Here is a 19,269-nt window from a genome sequence, read left to right as displayed (position 1 = left end):
GCTGAAATTACAGAGCCCACCCCCACACGGAGGTGGGCTCTGTGGCCATTGTCTAAAGCGCATCGCATTTGAACGGATTCACGCGACGCGCTTTAGGTCTTTGTTTCATGCATGTCGTTCTCTCAAAACCGGGGCCACTTTGAGCGACATGCATTAAAGCGCGTCGGGTGAAGACAGTCTCACGACGCCTGCCGCATGCCGAGCATGTGGGGGGTGCCCCTGGCCAACACCGGGGCGTGATGGTTGCGGCGCGAACGCACGACATCCAGCGTATGCTCGTTGAAGGTCAGCAGTGTGGCGACGACCTGCTGGTTGCCATAGGTGCGCTGGTAACCGAGCGGCGTCGCCAGGAAGTGCAACTGCAGCGTCCGCAGCACCCACACCGGCTCGACCTCGATAATGACCTGATCGACATTGCGAGCAAGGCCCCATTCGACGAAGCCGGCGATCAGTTCGGTGCCGACCGTAGACACGCCGCGCTTGCCATCGCGAAAGCCTGGCGCCACCGCGTAACGGGTTAGCTCCCAGACATTCGGTCCCGAAGGGCGCTTTCCCTCGCAGAGTTCCGGCATCACATCGCTAAGGAGATGCGGCCGTGTGGTCGGCAGCATCCGATGATAGCCTGCAAGCTCGCCATTGCGTATGACAAGGTGGTGTTCGGCCTCATCATGGTCGAATTGATCGATTTCGAGGCCGTCCGGGCGATCGAGATCGGTCCACCGCATCTCATCGACGAAGACCTTGTAACGCAGGCGATGGACGGCCTCCCATAGGTCGGGACGTTCCATCAGTTGTTGAGTGGTAAGGGAAAATAGCATTAGCCGTCTCCTGGGCTTAAGAGGAAGATACGGCCGGGCTTTCCCGAAAAAATTGCGCGAAGGTGTTGGCAAGGATTTCCAGGCTGCCACAGCCGACATGGCTAATATAGCTGCGCCTAAACGCCTCCGCGATGGCGTGCACCCTGTTGGCGACGCCGAGTCTGCTTTTGGCGTTAAGAAAGCATTAGCCGTCTCAAGAGGACGACAGGGGCCGGTCTTTTCTGAAGATATGACGCCGACAATGCGGCCATAAATTTCGGGCCGCCAGAACCGGCCTAGCTGATATAGCCGTGCCTGACTGCTTCGGCGACTGCCTGCACACGGTTGGCGGCGCCTAGTTTGCTCTTGGCGTTGAGAAGGTGTTTCTCAGAGGTATGCTCCGAGATGCCGAGGATCTGCGAAATCTCCCACTCGGATTTTCCGACCGCCGCCCATTGCAGGCATTCGCGCTCGCGCGGCGTCAATTCAATGTGATCGATAGATTTGCCGGCCGTCGTTTGAAGCTGCATGGCGCGGCCGATGGCATAGGTGGAGGCCAGCGAGACCATTGCGAATTCGGCTTCGGACAGTTCGACCGCCTCACCGCCCAGCGAGACCAGCGCGATCTGGCCTTCGAGCGTGATCAGCGGGAAGGCGAGGCCGTCACGCAGCTTGAACTGGCGGGCGTCGCGCATTACCTCGGCGCTGCTCTTGTCGGCGGGCATGCTTTGAACGGCATCGCGCCATTGGAATGGCGCCCGAAACTGCTTCAAATGGCTGACGACCGGATCGTGGTCGACGTAGTTGCGCGATAAGTAACGCTCCAGCCATTCGCTAGGCCAATCGCAGAGCAGCACATGGTCCTTCGTCTGGCTGCTTGGTGTACCGGGCTGCGGCACCGTTGCGGCTATCAGGGCCGTCAATCCGAAATTCGAGGTGACACTAAGTAGCTGCTCGCACACCGCAGCCGACGTGTCGGCACGCTGCACCCGGTCAATATATTCAAGTGTCCGGTCAAAATAACCCATCGCAACATCTACCCCATGTTGCCTACCGCTCTTGAGACCGATGCTACGTGCCTGCCCCGCACTTAGCCATCAACCCCGGATTGCAAAGCCACATCCTTAGCTTTTCTAACGCCAGCGACCGCCAACCCCGGGCCGACTCTGTGCGGCTATTTGCAACCTCGCCAAAGCATAACCCGAAATTTGCCCTTTGAAATCAAAAACAATTGTGCCTGCGCCGTTTTCGTATCACAAGCGAACGGCCAAGACGGGCGGAGTTTTTTCGTGACACCTCGCTGGATAGCCATCGCCTTGCTGTCGATGCTGATGGGAGTGCAGCCGTTTTCCGGCGCTGCGCGGGCAGCGGAACCGCAGGTACCGGTGCTTTGGGATGCCAAGGAGCGGCTGCCGAAACCGGACCTTTCGGCGCTGCCGAGGCTCAGGTTCCTCACCACAACCGATTTCCCGCCCTTCAACTTTCTCGACGGCACGGGCCGATTGTCCGGCTTCCACATCGACCTGGCGCGGGCGATTTGCGCCGAACTCGACATCGCCGACAAATGCCAGATCCAGGCGCTGCCCTGGGCCGAACTCCACGACGCGTTGCAGAAGGGCGAAGGCGAGGCGATCATCGCCGGCATCGCCGCTACGCCGGAGACGCGGGCGGAGTACAGCTTTTCGCGCTCCTATCTACAGTTTCCGGCGCGCTTCATCATGCCGAAGACCAAGGCCTTCGCGGAGCCGATCCTCGACAAATTGCGCTCGAAGCGGGTCGGCGTGCTGGCCGGCTCGGCGCATGAAAAGATGCTGCGCGATTATTTCGGCACCGTGCAGATCATCCGCTTCGACCGGCCGGAAGACCTCTACAGCGACTTGAAGAGGGCCAAGATCGATGCCGCCTTCGGCGACGGCATGCGCTTTTCCTTCTGGCTGGGCGGCACGGACGCCGCCGGTTGCTGCCGCTTCGCCGGTGGACCCTACCTGGCGCCGGAATATCTGGGCTCCGGCATGACCATTGCCACCCGGGCCAGCGACCCAGCGCTGGCCGCAGCCATGGACTACGCGCTGCAGGAGATATCGGTGAAAGGCACCTTCGCCGAATTCTACTTGCGCTATTTCCCGGTCAGTTTCTTCTGATCCGGTCCCGGTCAGCTTCCTCTAGGGGCTGGATCAGGTCAGCGTGCGCAGGCGGGCCTTCGCCCCGCGCGCGATGGCCGCGGCGGTCAGCGTGTCGAGATCGAGCTCACGCCGGATCAACTGCAGCACCCGCAATTCCTCCATGCGCATTTCGAGATCGACGGCGGCAACTTCGAAGGCGACGGCATAAGCGGTGTCGTGCAGCCGTTCGGGCAAAGTCTCGGCGACACGCTCGAGCACGCCTTCCAATCCATCCTTTTCATGCAGCATCTTCTGGCAGTCCTGCGCAATGGCGATCAGCCTGTCCTGCTTGAAATCCTCGAACACCGGCCAGCTGCGGACGACGTCGCCGATGCGCGCCAGTTCGATATCGGTCATGTCGCGATCGGAAGCCGAGGTGATGACCATCAGGTAGATCAGGGCTTCATGGGTGGACGGCAACGGCATTCAAAACTCCTTGATAGTGAGGGTCGAAGGTAGGGACGCCACGGCGCCGTCGCAACGAAAACGCCTGATATCGTTGACGCTCCGCCCTGTCGCGCCTAGAGACCCGGTTGAAAAATCTTACCAGCCGCGAAAGCCGGCCATGACTGGAACTTTGACATGACGGGATCAAACATCGCCGATCTCAACCCCGAAATGCTTGCGGCAGCCGCCGAAAGCAAGGCCTGGCCGTTCGAGGAAGCCAAAAAGATCATCGAGCGCTACAAGGACGGCGACTTCCCGGAGATCGTCCTGTTCGAGACCGGCTACGGCCCGTCGGGCCTGCCGCATATCGGCACGTTCGGCGAGGTCGCGCGCACCTCGATGGTGCGCCATGCCTTTCACGTGCTGACCGGGAACAAGGTCAAGACCAAGCTGCTCTGCTTCTCCGACGATATGGACGGCATGCGCAAAATCCCCGACAATGTGCCGGATCGCGCAGCCCTCGAGCCCTATCTGCATATGCCGCTGTCGGCGGTGCCCAATCCGTTCGGCGGCGACTATCCGAGCTTTGGCGACCACAACAACGCGATGTTGTGCCGCTTCCTCGACACGTTCGGCTTCGACTACGAATTCGCCAGCGCGACGCAGTACTACAAGGCCGGCCGCTTCGATGCGATGCTTGTGCGCGCAGCCGAGCGCTACGACCAGATCATGGCGGTGATGCTGCCGACACTGGGACCCGAGCGCCAGGCGACCTACAGCCCGTTCCTGCCTATCTCGCCGAAGAGCGGGCGCGTGCTCTACGTGCCGATGAAGCATGTCGACGCCAAGGCCGGCACCATCACCTTCGACGATGAAGGCACCGAGACCACGCTTTCGGTGACCGGCGGCAAGGTCAAGCTGCAGTGGAAGCCGGATTTCGGCATGCGCTGGGCAGCGCTCGGCGTCGATTTTGAAATGTTCGGCAAGGACCACCAGACCAATGCGGTGATCTACGACCGCATCTGCAACATTCTCGGCGGGCGCGCGCCCGAGCATTTCGTCTACGAACTGTTCCTGGACGAGAACGGCCAGAAGATCTCGAAGTCGAAGGGCAACGGGCTGACCATCGACGAATGGCTGCGCTACGCGCCGACCGAAAGCCTCGGCCTCTATATGTATCAGCGGCCAAGGCAGGCGAAAAAGCTCTATTTCGACGTCATCCCACGCGCCGTCGACGAGTACTACACCTTCCTCAACGCCTATCCGCGCCAGGACTGGAAGGAGCGGCTGGGCAATCCGGTCTGGCACATGCATGACGGCAAGCCGCCTTCCATCGACATGCCGGTGCCGTTCTCGCTGCTGCTCAACCTGGTCAGCGCCTCCAACGCGCAAAACAAGGATGTGCTGTGGGGCTTCATCTCGCGCCATGCATCTGGCGTGACGCCGGCGACGCATCCCGAACTCGACCAACTGGTCGGTTTCGCCATCCGCTACTTCGACGATTTCGTGAAGCCGACGAAGACCTTCCGGCCGGCCGACGATGTGGAACGCGTGGCGCTGGAAGCGCTTGGCAACGCGCTTGCTGGCCTGCCGGCCGGCGCCGACGGCGAAGCGATCCAGAACGCTTCGCTCAACGTGGCGCGCAAGATCGAACGCTATCAGGACCATTCGAAGAAGAGCCCGGACGGCGGCCCTGGTGTCTCGGGCGCTTTCTTCCAGATGATCTACCAGGTGCTGATCGGCCAGGAACGCGGACCGCGCTTCGGTTCGTTCGCAGCCCTCTACGGCATCGCCGAAACCCGCGCGCTCATTGAGCGGGCGCTGGCTGGTCAGCTGGCGGCGTAATTTCCGTCCCGGCCGGCGGCGTGTCTATCGCCGGGGCATCGAGGATCGGTTGCGACGCCGTCGGTGCCGCAACAGGCGTTGGCGCCGGTGGCAGGCCGCCAAGGTCGGGCGCGGCGCCAAAGATGCCCTTTTTGTCGGCGCGCGCCTTGTCGCCCGCTTCGACATAGGGGCCGCCTGCCGTGGCGCGTGCCCAGCCGTTTTCGACCAGCCACTGGCCGACATCCAGCTTGCCGATGCGGCATTCGGCGGCGATCAGCACACGGTCGGCCTCCGGCGGCACCTTGCAGGCAACGGCCCGGCCGCGCAGGAAAGACCGGAACGCGGTGCGCGCCCTGATACCGCAAGCCCAGGACTTGCCGCCCTCGGTGCAGGTCTCGTCTTGCCTGACGATGTCGATGCCGGAGACCGTCACGGAATAACCATTGGCTTCGATCAGGCCGGCGGCGGCCGCGACCGGCTGGAACAGTTTTGTTCCTCCCCAGTCGTCGACCGCTCTGCGCCCACGCGGCTTGGGCGGTCCGGCCAGCGCCAGGTCGCTCAGCGGCGCGCGTGGCTCAACCCGTTCAAGTTCTTCTGCCGGCAGCGGCGGCGGAGCGATGGCCTCGGGATCGATCGCCCTCGAATGCACCGGAGGCGAGTGCGCCGGAGGCTTGACGGGCTGGACCTCGGGGATCGCCGACGTCGCCGGCTCCTCGGGCACGGCCTCGGTGTCCGGGTCGATCTGGTCGACAGTAATGGCGGGGCCGTCGCGATGCAGCGCGCGACCGCCGGCGACGACAATGGCGACCATCACCGGGATCGGCAGGAGGGCTATGAGGATTTGAAGCAGACGCACCGCGAGACCTACTGGCTTGCCCAGACGATCCGCGCCACCCATTCGACATCGCGCATCGCGATGTCGCGGTCCGGGTGGTCGGGGTTGAGCGAAATCAGCACGATCGATTTCGTCGTCTGGCGGTCGAGCACCTTGGCCATGACTTCGCCGGCATTGGTCTTGACGACGACGCGGTCGCCCTTGCGGGTAGCGGCGCCCGGCTCGACGATCAGCACATCGCCATTGCGGTACAGCGGCAGCATGGAATCGCCCTGCACCTTCAACGCATAGGAGGTTTCGGTCGCCCGTGCCGGAAGCTCGACAAGGTCCCAGCCCTGGCCTGAGGGATAGCCGGCATCATCGAAGAAGCCGCCGGCGCCGGCCTGGGCAAAGCCGAGCAGCGGCACCGCCGAACGCTGCGCGGCTACCGAGCCCGAAGCGGCCTTGGCACGGCCTTCGACCAGCCCGGTGAATTCGTCGAGCGAGGCGCCGGTCGCCTCGATGATCTTCGCCAGCGATTCGGTCGACGGCCAGCGCGGCCGTCCATCCGAGGACAGCCGCTTCGATTTGTTGAAAGCGGTGGAGTCCAGACCGGCTCGCCGGGCCAGGCCGGAGGCCGACAACGAATAGCGCTCGGCGAGAGCGTCGATGGCTGCCCAAACTCGGTCATGCGAGAGCAATTCGCTCTCCTCAAAACAGGAAAAAATACCTTTTCCTTCTAGCGCGCGGTCATCCGATTGTCCACCGGCGCGCGGCCCGATCTCTCAAAAAGCTGTGTGCGGCGAAGTCGTCATGGATGCCTCAAACTGCCTTGGCAAGGCTGCGCATCCCTGGTGGGAGGTCATGAAAACCCGCTCGGCCTCGGTCGGCGGCCTCGGTCGGCGACCGCGGTTGAACGGAGCGGGCAAGCGTCCTATTGGACAAGCCAAGGACGCTGTAGCATTTTGATTTGGCGCATGATCCTTTTCGAGAATCGATTCCGATTTTCGGGGTCATGCGCGAGGTCGGCGAGCATCATGTAGCGGGCGTTGTTGAGATGGAGGTTGAAGTCGATGTCGGCAGCGAAAAGCCAGGCGGCTTTCGCTGCCGACCGCGTAAGGCCACGGCGCCTTGCCGTGGCCATCATGCGCGCAAGGCGCCCTCAGACGTACATGGGGCGCTAGCTCAAGCGGCCTTCTTCACCTCGCCTTTCGCATAGGGATCGAAGCGCTGGTAGAAGGTCTCGCCCTTCTCGGCCAGGTCGAGCAGCAGCTTTGGCGCCTTGAACTCGGCGCCGTATTTCTTCTGCAGGCCCTTGGCTATTCTGACGAACTCCCTGGCGCCGATGCCGTCGATATAGGACAGCGCGCCGCCGGTGAATGGCGCGAAACCGAAGGCGAGGATCGAGCCGACATCGGCCTCGCGCGGATCGGTGACGATGCCTTCCTCCATCACCCGGGCCGCTTCCAGCGCAATGGTTACCAGCAGGCGCTGCTGCAGTTCCTCATAGTCGACCTTCTCGGCCTCCAGCTGCGGATAGAGATCCTTCAGGCCCGGCCACAGCTTCTTCTTGGCAGGCTTGGCGGGATAGTCGTAAAAACCCTTGCCGTTCTTGCGGCCGAAGCGGCCATGGGTGTCGACCAGCGTGTTGATCAACGCCATCTGCCTGGGGTCGACGGCCTTGTCGCCGAGATCCCTGATGGTCTGCTTCATGATCTTCTGGGCAAGGTCGATCGCCGTCTCGTCGGTCAGCGCCAGGGGGCCGACCGGCATGCCGGCGGCCTTGGCGGCGTTCTCGATCATCGGCGCCGGAACGCCTTCGATCAGCATCTTGTAGGCTTCCGACATGTAGCGCAGCACGCAGCGGTTGACGTAGAAGCCGCGCGTGTCGTTGACGACGATCGGCGTCTTCTTGATGGCGCGCACGAAATCGATCGCGGTGGCCAGCGCCTTGTCGCCGGTCTTCTTGCCCAAAATGATCTCGACCAGCATCATCTTGTCGACCGGCGAGAAGAAGTGGATGCCGACGAAATTCTTCGGCCGCGCCGAATTCTTGGCCAGTGCAGTGATCGGGATGGTCGAGGTGTTGGAGGCGAAGACCGCTGACGATTTCAGCACGGCTTCGGCCTGCTCGGTGGCAGCCTTCTTGACGGCCGAATCCTCGAACACCGCCTCGACCACCAGATCGCAGCCGGCGAGATCGGCATAGTCGGCCGACGGCGTGATCAGCGACAGAAGTCTGTCCTTCTCCTCGGGCTTGACGCGGCCCTTCTTGACCTGATCGGAGATCAGGCTGTCGGAATGCGTCTTGCCCTTTTCGGCCGACGCCATGTCGCGGTCGAGCAGGACGACCGGGATGCCAGCCTTGGCGGTGACAAAGGCGATGCCGGCGCCCATGAAGCCGGCGCCGAGAATACCGATCTTCTTGAACTTGGTCTCCGGCACGCCGGCCGGGCGGCGGGCGCCCTTGTTGAGCTCCTGCAGCGACACGAACAGCGAGCGGATCATCGCTGCTGCTTCCTTCGACTGCATGATTTCGGTGAAATAGCGCTGTTCGATCCGCAGACCGGTGTCGAACGGCACTAGCAGGCCCTCATAGACGCATTTCAGGATGGCCGCGGCGGCCGGATAATTGCCGTAGGTCTCGCGGCGCAGGATGGCGATGGCCGGCGGCCACAGATTGAAGCCGGCCGGCGTATAGATTTGGCCGCCAGGCAGCTTGAAGCCCTTCTCGTCCCAGGGCTGGACGGCTTTCAGGCCGTTCCTGATCATCGCCTTGGCGGTCTCGATCAGCTTGCCGGGTTCGGCGATCTCGTGGATCAGCCCCATCGCCTTGGCTTTCTGCGGCGACAGCGTCTGGCCGGTGGTCAGCATCTGCAACGCCTGCTGCTGGTCGGTCAGGCGCGGCACGCGTTGGGTGCCACCGGCGCCGGGGAAGATGCCGACCTTGACTTCCGGCAAGGCCATCTTGACCTTTTCGGAGTCAGCGGCAACGCGGCCATGACAGGCCAGCGACAGCTCGAACGCGCCGCCCATGCAGGTACCGTTGATCGCCGAGACCCAAGGTTTGCCCGACGTTTCGAGCTTGCGCCACAAGCCACCCATGCGGCCGGCATTGTCGAACAAAAGCTGTGCCGCCTTCTCCGGGTCCTTGGTCTTCTCCTTGGCAAATACGGCCAGCATCTTCTGCAGCATGGTCAGGTCGGCGCCGCCGGAGAAGCTGTCCTTTCCCGAGGTGATCACCGCGCCCTTGATGGCGGCGTCGGCCACCACCTGGTCGATGATCTTGTCGAGCTCGTTCATCACCTCTTCGGTGAAGACGTTCATCGAGCGGTCCGGCATGTTCCAGGTGACCATCGCGATGCCGTCTGCGTCCGTGTCGACCGTGAAGTTTGTATAATTCATGTCTCTCTCCTTCCGGCCGAAAATCAGACGCGTTCGATAATCGTTGCGGTGCCCATGCCGGCGCCGATGCAGAGCGTCACCAGAGCGGTGTTCAAATCGCGGCGCTCGAGCTCGTCCAGCACCGTGCCCAGGATCATCGCGCCGGTGGCACCGAGCGGATGGCCCATGGCGATGGCGCCGCCATTGACGTTGATCTTGTCGTGCGGGATTTCGAATGCCTGCATGTAGCGCAGCACCACCGAGGCGAAGGCCTCGTTAAGCTCGAACAGGTCGATATCCGACAGCTTCATCTTGGCGCGCTTCAGAAGCTTCTCGGTGACGTCGACCGGACCGGTAAGCATCAGCACCGGCTCGGAGCCGATGTTGGCAAAGGCGCGGATGCGGGCGCGTGGCTTCAGGCCCATCGTCTTGCCGGCCTTCTTCGAGCCGAGCAGTACGGCGGCCGCACCATCGACGATGCCGGACGAGTTGCCGGCATGGTGGACGTGGTTGACCTCTTCGACTTCCGGATGCTTCTGCACGGCGACCGCGTCGAAGCCGCCCATTTCGCCAGGCATGACGAAGGACGGGTTGAGCGAGGCCAGCGACTGCATGTCGGTCGACGGCCGCATATGCTCGTCATGATCGAGGATGGTGAGGCCGTTCTGGTCCTTGATCGGTATGACGGAGTTCTTGAAACGGCCATCGGCCCAGGCCTTGCCCGCACGCTTCTGGCTCTCGACCGCATAGGCATCGACGTCGTCGCGCGAAAAACCGTATTTGGTGGCGATCAGGTCGGCCGAAATGCCTTGCGGCACGAACCAGCCGGGCAGGCCGACGGACGGGTCCATGAACCAGGCGCCGCCCGAGGCGCCCATGCCGACGCGCGACATCGATTCCACGCCGCCTGCAATGACGATCTCGTCGGCGCCTTGAGCGATCTTGGCGGCGCCGAAATTGATGGCGTCGAGGCCTGAGGCGCAGAAGCGCGAGATCTGCATGCCCGGCGCCTTGTTATCGTAGCCGGCCTCGAAGGCGGCGGCACGCGGAATGACGGAGCCGGCTTCGCCGACCGGATCGACGCAGCCGAAGATGATGTCGTCGACGTTTGCAGTGTCGAGGCCGTTGCGGTCGCGCAACGCTTCAAGCGTCCTGGCCGCAAGCCGCACCGCCGGCACCTCGTGCAGCGAGCCATCCTTCTTGCCCTTGCCGCGCGGTGTGCGCACGGCGTCATAGACATAAGCTTCAGCCATTTGCTTGCTCCTTGCTTTGCCGACGTCGCTCTCAGAGAGAGCGGCCGATCAGCAATTTCATGATCTCGTTGGTGCCGCCGTAGATGCGCTGGACGCGGGCGTCGCGGAACATGCGGGCGATCGGATATTCATTCATGTAGCCATAGCCGCCATGCAATTGAAGGCATTCGTCGACGACTTTTCCCTGCAGGTCCGAGAGCCAGTATTTCGCCATCGACGCCGTCACCGGATCCAGCCCGCCATTGATGTGGCGGGTGACGCAATCATTGTAGAAGACGCGGCCGATGGTGGCCTCGGTCTTCAGTTCGGCGAGCTTGAACTGGGTGTTCTGGAACTCGATGATCGCTTTGCCGAAGGCCTTGCGGTCCTTGACGTAGTCGATGGTCAGAGCAAGCGCGCGCTCGATCATTGCGATCGCGCCGGTGCCGATCTGCAGGCGCTCCTGCGGCAATTGCTGCATCAGCTGGATGAAGCCCTGTCGCTCTTCGTGGCCAAGCAGGTTCGAGGTCGGCACGCGCAGATCATTGAAGAACAGCTCCGACGTGTCGTTGGCCTTCAGGCCGATCTTGTCGAGGTTGCGGCCGCGTTCGAAGCCTTCGGCCTCGTCGGCCTCGACGACGATCAGCGAGGTGCCCTTGGCGCCTTTGGCCGGATCGGTCTTGGTGACGACGATGATGAAATTGGCCAGTTGGCCATTGGTGATGAAGGTTTTCGAGCCGTTGATCTTGTACTGGTTGCCGTCCTTCTCGGCGCGCGTCTTGACGCCTTGCAGGTCGGAGCCGGCGCCCGGCTCGGTCATGGCGATGGCGCCGATCAGTTCGCCGGTTGCCAGCTTCGGCAGCCATTTCTTCTTCTGCTCCTCGGAGCCGTAATGAAGGATGTAAGGGGCAACGATCGCATTGTGCAGGCCGATGCCGAAACCGTCGACGCCGACATGGCCGATCGCCTCGATGATGGCGCTCTCATGCGCGAAGGTGCCGCCGGAGCCGCCATATTCCTCCGGCATCGAGGCGCAGAGCAGGCCGGCGGAACCTGCCTTGCGCCAGCTCTCGCGGTCGACCATCTCGTTCTTCTCGAACTCGTCGTAGCGCGGCGCGATCTCTTCCGACATGAAGCGATGCGCCATGTCGTAGAGCATGCCGACTTCGTCCGCCGCCCAGGCGGGCTTCGGCAAGGAGAGAACTTCGGCTGGATTTGTCATGCCGTTTCTCCCGCGCCAACGTCCCCCTCCCCCTCGAGGGGAGGGTGGCCGCGAAGCGGTCGGGTGGGGTCGCCGATGACGTGCTCGACCTTATCTTCGGAATTGACGCGGGTTTGGGGCATTGCGATCATCTCCTACCAAAGCGCCAACCAGCCGGCGCACTGCACGCAAGGACCCCTCCCGGCCCTTCGGGCCACCCTCCCCTCAAGGGGGAGGGGGACGCCAGCCATTTCTAGAACGCTTCCGCAGGCAGCGCCATTAGCGTGTCCGCACCACTGGAAATGCGGGCGAGATGTGCCGATGTCTCGGGCATGATCCGCTCCATGAAGAAGCGCGCCGTCACCACCTTGTTGTCGTAGAAAGCCCCATTTTCGTGGACAGATTGGGAGCCATTGGCGCCGGTCTTGCCGAGCGCGGCCTTGGCCATCTGCGCCCACATGTAGCCGAGCGCCACAAGGCCAAAGAGATGCATGTAGTCGGTGGATGCGGCGCCGGCATTGTCGGGCTTGGCCATGCCGTTCTGCACCAGCCACATCGTCGCCGCCTGCAGATCGTTGAGGCCCTTCTTCAACGCCTTGGTGAACGGCGCCAGCTTCTCGTCGGCACGGTTCTCCTCGCAGAACTCGCCGACGTCCTTGAAGAAAGCCTGCACTGCGCGGCCGCCATTCAGGCCAAGCTTGCGGCCGACAAGGTCGAGCGCCTGGATGCCGTTGGCGCCTTCATAGATCATGGCGATGCGGGCATCGCGCACGAATTGGCTCATGCCGTGTTCTTCGATATAGCCGTGGCCGCCGAACACCTGCTGCGCCATGACGGCATGGTCGAAGCCCTTGTCGGTGAGCACGCCCTTGATCACCGGCGTCAGCAGGCCTGTATAGTCGTCGGCCGCCTGGCGATCCTTGTCGTCGGCGGAGCGGTGGGCGATGTCGGACTTGATCGCCGTCCACAGCGCCAGCGCGCGGCCGGCCTCGTTGAAGGCCTTCATGGTCATCAGCGAGCGGCGGATGTCGGGATGGACGATGATCGGATCGGCTTGTCTGTCCGGCGCCTTGGCGCCCGACAGCGAGCGGCCCTGCAGCCGGTCCTTGGCGTAGGAGACCGCGTTCTGGTAGGCGATCTCGGACAGCGACAGGCCCTGCAGGCCGACGCCGAGGCGGGCTTCGTTCATCATCGTGAACATCGCCTTCAGGCCGCCATTGGCCTCACCGAGCAGCGTGCCTTCGGCCTCGTCATAATTCATGACGCAAGTCGAATTGCCGTGGATGCCCATCTTCTCCTCGATCGACCCGCAGGAGAGCGTGTTCTTCTCGCCCGGATTGCCCGAGGCATCGAGCTTCAGCTTTGGCACGATGAACAGCGAGATCCCCTTCACGCCTGCCGGCGCACCTTCGATGCGGGCCAACACGAGATGGACGATGTTTTCCGACATGTCGTGCTCGCCGGCCGAGATGAAGATCTTCTGGCCTGAGATCTTGTAGGTGCCGTTGCCGTTCGGCACCGCCTTGGTGCGCAGCAGACCGAGATCGGTACCGCAATGCGGCTCGGTCAGGTTCATGGTACCGGTCCAGGACCCCTCGACCAGCTTCGGCAGCCATGTCGCCTTCTGCTCGTCGGTGCCGTGTGTGATGATCGCAGCGATAGCGCCTTGCGTCAGGCCGGGATACATCATCAGCGCCATGTTGGCCGAAACCATGTATTCGGCAACCGCGGTGTGCACGGCATAGGGCAGCCCCTGGCCGCCGAACTCGACGGGCGCCGCCAGTCCCATCCAGCCGCCTTCGCGATACTGGTCGTAGGCTTCCTTGAAGCCCTTCGGCGTCGTCACCGAGCCGTCCTCATGGCGCACGCAGCCTTCCATGTCACCGACGCGGTTCAGAGGATGCATAACGTTTTCGGCGAGCTTGGCGCCTTCGGCGAGGATCGCCTCGACAACGTCGGGCGTCGCGTCGGCAAATCCGGGAAGGTTGGAGTAGCGCTGATAACCCAGCACCTCGTTGAGCACGAACAGCGTGTCCTGGACCGGCGCCCTGTAGATCGGCATGTGTTTCCTCCACCATGCGGGTCTTGGCCGCGAGATCGAGCCCCGAAACATGAGGTTGGGGCGGCATGCGGGCCAATGTTGAAAGCGGGATAGCAAAAATTGACGTTTGCGTAAACGTCAATTTTGTCGCCGGGACAAAATTTACCTATGCCAGCCTATCGGCACGAGCGGTGCATGGCTTTGTGCAAAGCGAGGGGGGTCAAACAAAAAGAGCCGCGCGGGCGGCCGCGCGGCTCTTAAGTTCAAAGCTTTCGCCGGGAGCTGCGGAGCAAAATCAGCTGGCGGCGCTGGCCGGGGCCGAACGCTCGGACAGCATCTGGCGCACGGCCGACATCGAGCCGCTCAGCTCGTTGATGGCGTCGTCGATCAGCGCGCGCTGCTTCTGCAGGCGGGCTAGCTGCTTCTCCGACTTGTCGAGAGCCAGCCGCAATTGCTTGGTGTTGGATCCCGTGGGATCGTAGAGATCCATCATCTGCTTGACGTCGCGCAGCGAGAACCCGACCTTGCGGCCGAGCAGGATCAGCTTCAGCCGCGCCTTGTCGCGGCGCGTGTAGAGGCGCGTTGCCCCATCGCGTTTCGGATTGAGCAGGCCCTTGTCTTCATAGAAACGCAGCGTGCGCAGCGTCACGCCGTATTTCTTGGCCATCTCGCCGATGCGCACGAGCTCCTCACTGGCTTCGGCAGACATATTGTTGGTGTTGGCCGCGGCTTCGCCGGGCGAAACAAGTTTCATAGTCACTGGCTTTCCCCTGTCGTGGCATCGCGGTCTCGGACCTTGCAACGCCTGAGTGGAAGCGGGGGCATGCTTCCAGTCGTGGTTTCAACTAATTCATCGCAAAAGGCACGAACGGCGCCCCTCTTACGTTTACGTCAATTCTATAACGATAGCCGTCGCATGACGCAAGGGCGTTCTGGGATTGCGAAACCTTATGCCGCACCCCCGGCGCCGGGTCCGAACGGGCACCGCCTGTATTTCAGCAATGCCGTAACTTCTTAAGCTTGGTTAACACCTTGTTTACCACGATGGGTGAAATGTGCGGATGTCGGTCACCCGTGTTTATCCTGTAGCGAATTTTTCACGGTTTTTCGGAGAGCGGGCCTGGCCCGGGAAGCTCGTCTTCCGCCGCAGCAGTGCCGCGCGGCCGCCTTCGTTCCCGACAAGGACTTGGGAAACTGGCAGCAAGCCGGCCATTCTGAAAAACGGACGCATCGATGAACAGCAAGCGGTCCTATCTCGATACACTCAACGCCGGCAGGCCGCGCAGGCCGAACACCACGCTTGACGAATTGAACCGCTCGCTGGAAACGCTGGAGCAGCGGCTGGAGCGCAAGCGCGAGGACGCCGCCGAGCGCTTCGATCCGCGCCGGCCCGCTCCGGAGCCGCGCTACGCAAGTGCCCAGCCCTACGCCCCGCCGCCGCGCTGGTACGAGGACCCGCAGCCCGCGCCGCGGCCGAAAAGCCCTGTGACGGCCGCCTTCGACCAGAACTATCAGGCGATCGCGCGCGACATCGACCGCGTGCGCGGCCAGGAAGACAGCGTCGCCGTGGTCGGCAAGATCGCCGGCGAATTGCGTGGCCTGCGCGAGGAACTGCGCCATCAGATGACGGCCGGCCTGCAGCGCGAATTCGCCGCGTTGCGCAAGGACATCGAACGGGCCTTCCAGGCGAGCAACCAATCGGGTGGTCAGGCAGGCGGCTTGCCCGGCAAGGGCAGCGCCGAACTCGGCGTCGAATTCGAGCGGCTGTCCGGCGCCATCCAGACGCTGGCCGAGAAGAGCGACGACCGAAGCGTCAACATGCTGCGGCTCGAGCTCGAGCAGGTAAAGACGGCGCTCGACACATTGGCGCGCGAGGAAAGCGTGCTGAAGGTCGACCGCCGCTGGGACGATTTCGACCGCCGCTGGAGCGCGTTCGAGGACCGTGTCGACGCCGACCAGCGCAACCGCGCCGACGGCCCCGGATTTTCGGCCCTGACCGACCGGCTCGAACAGATCAGCAATGCGGTCCACAATCTGCCGGAATCGCTGTCGCTGCGCTCGATGGAAGAAAAGGTGCGCACGCTTGCCGGCGCCGTCGATCATTTCGTCAGCCAGCAGAGCAACCGCGGCGGCGACACGCTTGGCCTGATCGACGAACGGCTCGATGAGATTTCGCGCGCCATCGTCGCCTCCACCGTCGCCGCACAGGCCAATTCCTTCGACCCCGAACCGTTCGAGCGCATCGAGAAGCGGATCGCCTCGCTGGCGCAGCAGATCGAGGAAGTCGTGCAGGTTCGTCCGAGCGGCGAGGTTCTCGACCGTCTCAGCACGCTGTCGAACAGGGTCGACGAGCTTGCCGGCCGCGCCAATCTGCCGGAACAGGCGATGGAGCGCCTCGGCAAGCAGATCGCGATGATCGCCGACAAGATCGACCGCGCCCCGGCGATGCCCGACGCCGACTATATCTTCCAGGGTCTGGAACAGCGCTTCGACGTGCTGTCGGGCATGATGGAACGCCGGCAGGGCGACGCCATCGAACAGGGCAACATGCTGTTTCGCGATCTCGAGCGGCGGCTGGACGAGGTTGCCGACCGGCTGGACCAGCGCCAGCCGCAGGCTGACAGCGCCGGCATCATGGACGCCATCGACGCACGCTTCACCGCGCTCGCCCAACGCATGGAGACGCGCATTCCCGATCCTGCCAACGAGGCGGCGATCCGTGGCCTGGAAAGCCGGCTCGAAGACATTTCAAGCAGGCTGGAATCGTCGGCCGCGCAGGTCGCCGGCATCGATCCGGCACTGATCCGCAGCCTCGAGGCGCAGGTCTCCGGCCTATCGGCGCATCTGTCGAAGCCCGGCACGCCGCTGCCGGAATTCGAGGACATCAGCCCGCGCCTCAACGAAATCGAGAAGTCGCTGGCCGGAACCCGCGAATCCATCATGGGCGCGGCACGGGAAGCGGCCGAGAGCGCCGTGCGCTCGCTAGCAGATTCCAACGCCAACACCGCGGCCGTTACCGGCCTTGCTCAGGATCTGAAGACGCTGGAAGCGCTGACGCGCCGTTCGGACGAGCGCAATTCACGGACATTCGAGGCTATCCACGACACGTTGCTCAAGATCGTCGATCGTCTGGGCTCGCTGGAGACCAGCGAACCGGCCGAGGCGGTGAGCGAGCTTCTGGATGCCCAGGCCGAGCCGGCGCGGCGGGCCCGCGCTGCACGCGCCTCCAAGATTTCGGTGCAGGACGCGCCATCGATGGATATCGACCAGCCGCTGCCGCTGACCGGAGACATGGCCGATCTCGACGGCCGCGCCGCCGCCATCATGCGCAGCGAGCCGGATATGCGCGCCGACCCGGGTACGCGTAGCGACCTGGGTACGCGTAGCGACCCGGTCATGGGCAGCGAACCCGTGCGGCGCTCGCCAGCCGAGGCTGCCGCGGCCGCTGCCCAGGCAGCGCTCGGTTCCGACAGGATTGCCGAGAAAGGCGAAGCCACGGCCAAGACGTCGCTGTTCGGTGGATTGGCGCGCGCCTTCAGGGGCAAGAAGCCGGCTGACATGCCGCCGCTTGCCGGCTCGGGGCCTAATGTCGACATGCCGAGCGTCGATCTCGACGAGCCGCTCGATCCGAAGCTCGCCAACCGGCCGTTGGAGCCGGGCTCCGGCGCGCCCGACCTCAACGCCATCATGAAGCGCGTGCGCGACGAGCGCGGCCCGCCGGTGCGCCAAAACCCCGGCGATGCATCGAAATCCGACTTCATTGCCGCTGCCAGACGCGCGGCGCAAGCCGCGGCCGCCGAGGCCGACGCACTGAAACGCCAGTCCACCATGAAGGGCCCGGTCAAGGCGCTTCGTATCGGCGACCTGCTCAAGGCGCGGCGCAAGCCGATCCTGATGGGAGCGGTCGCGATCATGCTGGCGCTTGCCGGCCTCCAGTTGGGCAAGGCCTTCTTCGCCGACCCGGTCGAGGTCGCAAGCAACGATACAGCGCCGATCGTCGCCTCGCAGCCGGTCGAGACTGCCTCGGTCAACGCTGCCAGCCAACCCAAGGCAGAACAGCAGGTGGCCGTGCAGGACGTGCCGGCCCGGATCGTCAGGCAGGCGGAGCCCACGGAACCGGCAGCTGGCAACGATGCGCCAATGAATGCGGCCTCGGTCGCTGGGCCCGAAGTGCCGGCGGTGGAGCCCGCGCCAGCGCCGATGGCTTTGGCCGATCCGGCCCCCACGCCAAATGCAATGCTGCCGACCACCGCCACTGCGGAACCGGCGGCTGCCGACGCGCAGCCTGCGGCCGCCGTCGTGGCGCCCTCGGCTTCGGATACGACGGCCTCGGATACTACCGGCGCCGTTCCGCCGGCTGATGCCGCGGTAGCACCTGTCGTGGCCAAGATAGACGTTCCGGCCGATGCCGGACCGCAAGCCTTGCGCGACGCGGCTGCCGGCGGTGACGCCAAGGCGCTGTTCGAGCTCGGTTCGCGCTATGCTGAATCGCGCGGCGTCAAGGAAGACATGGCGGCAGCGGCCAAATGGTACGAAAAGTCGGCCGAGCTCGGCTTCGCACCGGCGGAATACCGCATCGGCAATTTCTACGAGAAGGGCATCGGCGTCACGCGCGACGTCAAGAAAGCAAAGACCTTCTACCAGCTCGCCGCCGCGCAGGGTAATGCCAGCGCCATGCACAATCTGGCCGTTCTGTTTGCCATGGCCGCCGACGGCGTGACCGACAATGAATCGGCCGCGCACTGGTTTCAGGCGGCGGCCGATGTCGGCGTCAAGGACAGCCAGTTCAATCTCGGCATCCTGGCGGCAAAGGGCGTCGGCATGAAGCAGAGCCTGGAGGAATCCTACAAATGGTTCGCGCTCGTCGCCAAGACCGGCGACAAGGATGCGGCTGCAAAGCGCGACGAAGTCGCCACTGCGCTGCGCCCCGAACAGCTGGAGCGGGCGCGCGCCGCCACGGAACTGTGGAAGCCGAAGCCGCTCGACCCGGCGTCCAACTCGGCCGACATTCCTGAATCCTGGCAGGAAGGCACGCCGCAGACCACCGCCAGCGTCGACATGAAGAAGGCGGTCAAGAACATCCAGCTCATCCTCAACAAGAACGGCTACGATGCCGGCGGCGCCGATGGCGTGATGGGCGGCAAGACCAAGACCGCAATCATGGCTTTCCAGACCGACAACAAGATGCAGGCGACCGGCGAAATCGACGAAAAGCTGGTGAAGGCGCTGCTGGCGCACAAATAACGGCAGATGCGTCGCTAACGCGACGCCCTTGCCATACATTTGCCTGTTAACTGCTTGAGATGTTTTTTGTTTCGGTAGGGCGGCGGGGTTTGATCCCACTGCCCCGGCGGTGCAAGAAAGAATTGGTTTTTCGGTGCGACAATGCCCTGGAATGGCTGCAATCGCCGACAGGCAAACTGATCG

Annotated in this window: 13 protein-coding genes and 1 pseudogene; 3 read left to right on the top strand and 11 right to left on the bottom strand. The window is 63.5% G+C overall.

Annotated elements, in window-relative coordinates; translation table 11 throughout:
* Positions 1-179 precede the first annotated feature (179 nt).
* The gene (locus tag NKI37_RS17745) at positions 180-818 is read right to left on the bottom strand and encodes an acyl-homoserine-lactone synthase (protein WP_023681954.1); all 639 of its coding nucleotides are present in this window, start codon (positions 816-818) and stop codon (positions 180-182) included.
* 275 nt (positions 819-1,093) lie between these two features.
* Positions 1,094-1,825 (bottom strand): helix-turn-helix transcriptional regulator, encoded by a 732-nt coding sequence (locus tag NKI37_RS17740; protein WP_023669621.1) that lies wholly within the window; start codon positions 1,823-1,825, stop codon positions 1,094-1,096.
* Between the two features lie 303 nt (positions 1,826-2,128).
* On the opposite strand from NKI37_RS17740, the gene NKI37_RS17735 reads away from it, so the two are divergent.
* Positions 2,129-2,938 (top strand): ABC transporter substrate-binding protein, encoded by an 810-nt coding sequence (locus NKI37_RS17735; RefSeq protein ID WP_502896371.1) that lies wholly within the window; start codon positions 2,129-2,131, stop codon positions 2,936-2,938.
* Between the two features lie 33 nt (positions 2,939-2,971).
* On the opposite strand, the gene NKI37_RS17730 is transcribed toward NKI37_RS17735, so the two are convergent.
* Positions 2,972-3,385: a tellurite resistance TerB family protein gene (locus NKI37_RS17730; protein WP_023818790.1), complete on the bottom strand. Its 414-nt coding sequence runs from the start codon at positions 3,383-3,385 to the stop codon at positions 2,972-2,974.
* Positions 3,386-3,541: 156 nt separating this feature from the next.
* Between NKI37_RS17730 and NKI37_RS17725 the strand changes: the two genes are divergently transcribed.
* Positions 3,542-5,191, top strand: a complete 1,650-nt coding sequence (locus tag NKI37_RS17725) for a lysine--tRNA ligase (RefSeq protein WP_352789757.1) — start codon at positions 3,542-3,544, stop codon at positions 5,189-5,191.
* Here NKI37_RS17725 and NKI37_RS17720 read toward each other — a convergent pair.
* The 8 genes and pseudogenes from NKI37_RS17720 to NKI37_RS17690 all read right to left on the bottom strand — a co-directional run bounded on the left by NKI37_RS17720 (position 5,154) and on the right by NKI37_RS17690 (position 14,596).
* The gene (locus NKI37_RS17720; protein WP_023708175.1) at positions 5,154-6,026 is read right to left on the bottom strand and encodes a thermonuclease family protein; all 873 of its coding nucleotides are present in this window, start codon (positions 6,024-6,026) and stop codon (positions 5,154-5,156) included. The genes NKI37_RS17725 and NKI37_RS17720 overlap by 38 nt on opposite strands.
* An 8-nt stretch (positions 6,027-6,034) precedes the next feature.
* Complete coding sequence (locus tag NKI37_RS17715) at positions 6,035-6,685, bottom strand: S24 family peptidase (RefSeq protein ID WP_023681959.1); 651 nt, start codon at positions 6,683-6,685, stop codon at positions 6,035-6,037.
* 320 nt (positions 6,686-7,005) lie between these two features.
* A pseudogene (locus tag NKI37_RS31950) lies at positions 7,006-7,131 on the bottom strand (thioesterase family protein); the annotation flags it as partial.
* Between the two features lie 38 nt (positions 7,132-7,169).
* On the bottom strand, positions 7,170-9,389 hold the full coding sequence (locus NKI37_RS17710; RefSeq protein WP_352791430.1) for a 3-hydroxyacyl-CoA dehydrogenase NAD-binding domain-containing protein: 2,220 nt from the start codon (positions 9,387-9,389) through the stop codon (positions 7,170-7,172).
* A gap of 23 nt (positions 9,390-9,412) precedes the next feature.
* On the bottom strand, positions 9,413-10,621 hold the full coding sequence (locus tag NKI37_RS17705) for an acetyl-CoA C-acetyltransferase (protein ID WP_023669613.1): 1,209 nt from the start codon (positions 10,619-10,621) through the stop codon (positions 9,413-9,415).
* A 31-nt stretch (positions 10,622-10,652) separates the two neighbouring features.
* On the bottom strand, positions 10,653-11,822 hold the full coding sequence (locus NKI37_RS17700) for an acyl-CoA dehydrogenase family protein (protein ID WP_352791432.1): 1,170 nt from the start codon (positions 11,820-11,822) through the stop codon (positions 10,653-10,655).
* Positions 11,823-12,054: 232 nt separating this feature from the next.
* On the bottom strand, positions 12,055-13,863 hold the full coding sequence (locus NKI37_RS17695; RefSeq protein WP_023681963.1) for an acyl-CoA dehydrogenase: 1,809 nt from the start codon (positions 13,861-13,863) through the stop codon (positions 12,055-12,057).
* Positions 13,864-14,137: 274 nt separating this feature from the next.
* Positions 14,138-14,596 carry a MerR family transcriptional regulator gene (locus tag NKI37_RS17690; protein WP_023669610.1) on the bottom strand — a complete coding sequence of 153 codons (459 nt, stop codon included), beginning with the start codon at positions 14,594-14,596 and terminating at the stop codon, positions 14,138-14,140.
* A 479-nt stretch (positions 14,597-15,075) separates the two neighbouring features.
* Here NKI37_RS17690 and NKI37_RS17685 point away from each other — a divergent pair, with 479 nt between their 5' ends.
* Positions 15,076-19,086 carry a peptidoglycan-binding protein gene (locus NKI37_RS17685; RefSeq protein WP_352791434.1) on the top strand — a complete coding sequence of 1,337 codons (4,011 nt, stop codon included), beginning with the start codon at positions 15,076-15,078 and terminating at the stop codon, positions 19,084-19,086.
* Positions 19,087-19,269 lie beyond the last annotated feature (183 nt).

This window comes from Mesorhizobium sp. M0626, assembly GCF_040320665.1.
Classification (GTDB): Bacteria; Pseudomonadota; Alphaproteobacteria; order Rhizobiales; family Rhizobiaceae; genus Mesorhizobium.
Note: the sequence above shows the minus strand (reverse complement) of the source record. Positions and strands in the feature narration are given on the sequence as shown.

Bases quoted from the DNA above. Each gene is read 5' to 3' on its own strand.
- NKI37_RS17690 (WP_023669610.1), bottom strand. From the start codon at position 14,596: ATGAAACTTGTTTCGCCCGGCGAAGCCGCGGCCAACACCAACAATATG.
- NKI37_RS17705 (WP_023669613.1), bottom strand. From the start codon at position 10,621: ATGGCTGAAGCTTATGTCTATGACGCCGTGCGCACACCGCGCGGCAAG.
- NKI37_RS17700 (WP_352791432.1), bottom strand. From the start codon at position 11,822: ATGACAAATCCAGCCGAAGTTCTCTCCTTGCCGAAGCCCGCCTGGGCG.
- NKI37_RS17730 (WP_023818790.1), bottom strand. From the start codon at position 3,385: ATGCCGTTGCCGTCCACCCATGAAGCCCTGATCTACCTGATGGTCATC.
- NKI37_RS17725 (WP_352789757.1), top strand. From the start codon at position 3,542: ATGACGGGATCAAACATCGCCGATCTCAACCCCGAAATGCTTGCGGCA.
- NKI37_RS17740 (WP_023669621.1), bottom strand. From the start codon at position 1,825: ATGGGTTATTTTGACCGGACACTTGAATATATTGACCGGGTGCAGCGT.
- NKI37_RS17685 (WP_352791434.1), top strand. From the start codon at position 15,076: ATGAACAGCAAGCGGTCCTATCTCGATACACTCAACGCCGGCAGGCCG.
- NKI37_RS17695 (WP_023681963.1), bottom strand. From the start codon at position 13,863: ATGCCGATCTACAGGGCGCCGGTCCAGGACACGCTGTTCGTGCTCAAC.
- NKI37_RS17735 (WP_502896371.1), top strand. From the start codon at position 2,129: ATGGGAGTGCAGCCGTTTTCCGGCGCTGCGCGGGCAGCGGAACCGCAG.
- NKI37_RS17745 (WP_023681954.1), bottom strand. From the start codon at position 818: ATGCTATTTTCCCTTACCACTCAACAACTGATGGAACGTCCCGACCTA.
- NKI37_RS17710 (WP_352791430.1), bottom strand. From the start codon at position 9,389: ATGAATTATACAAACTTCACGGTCGACACGGACGCAGACGGCATCGCG.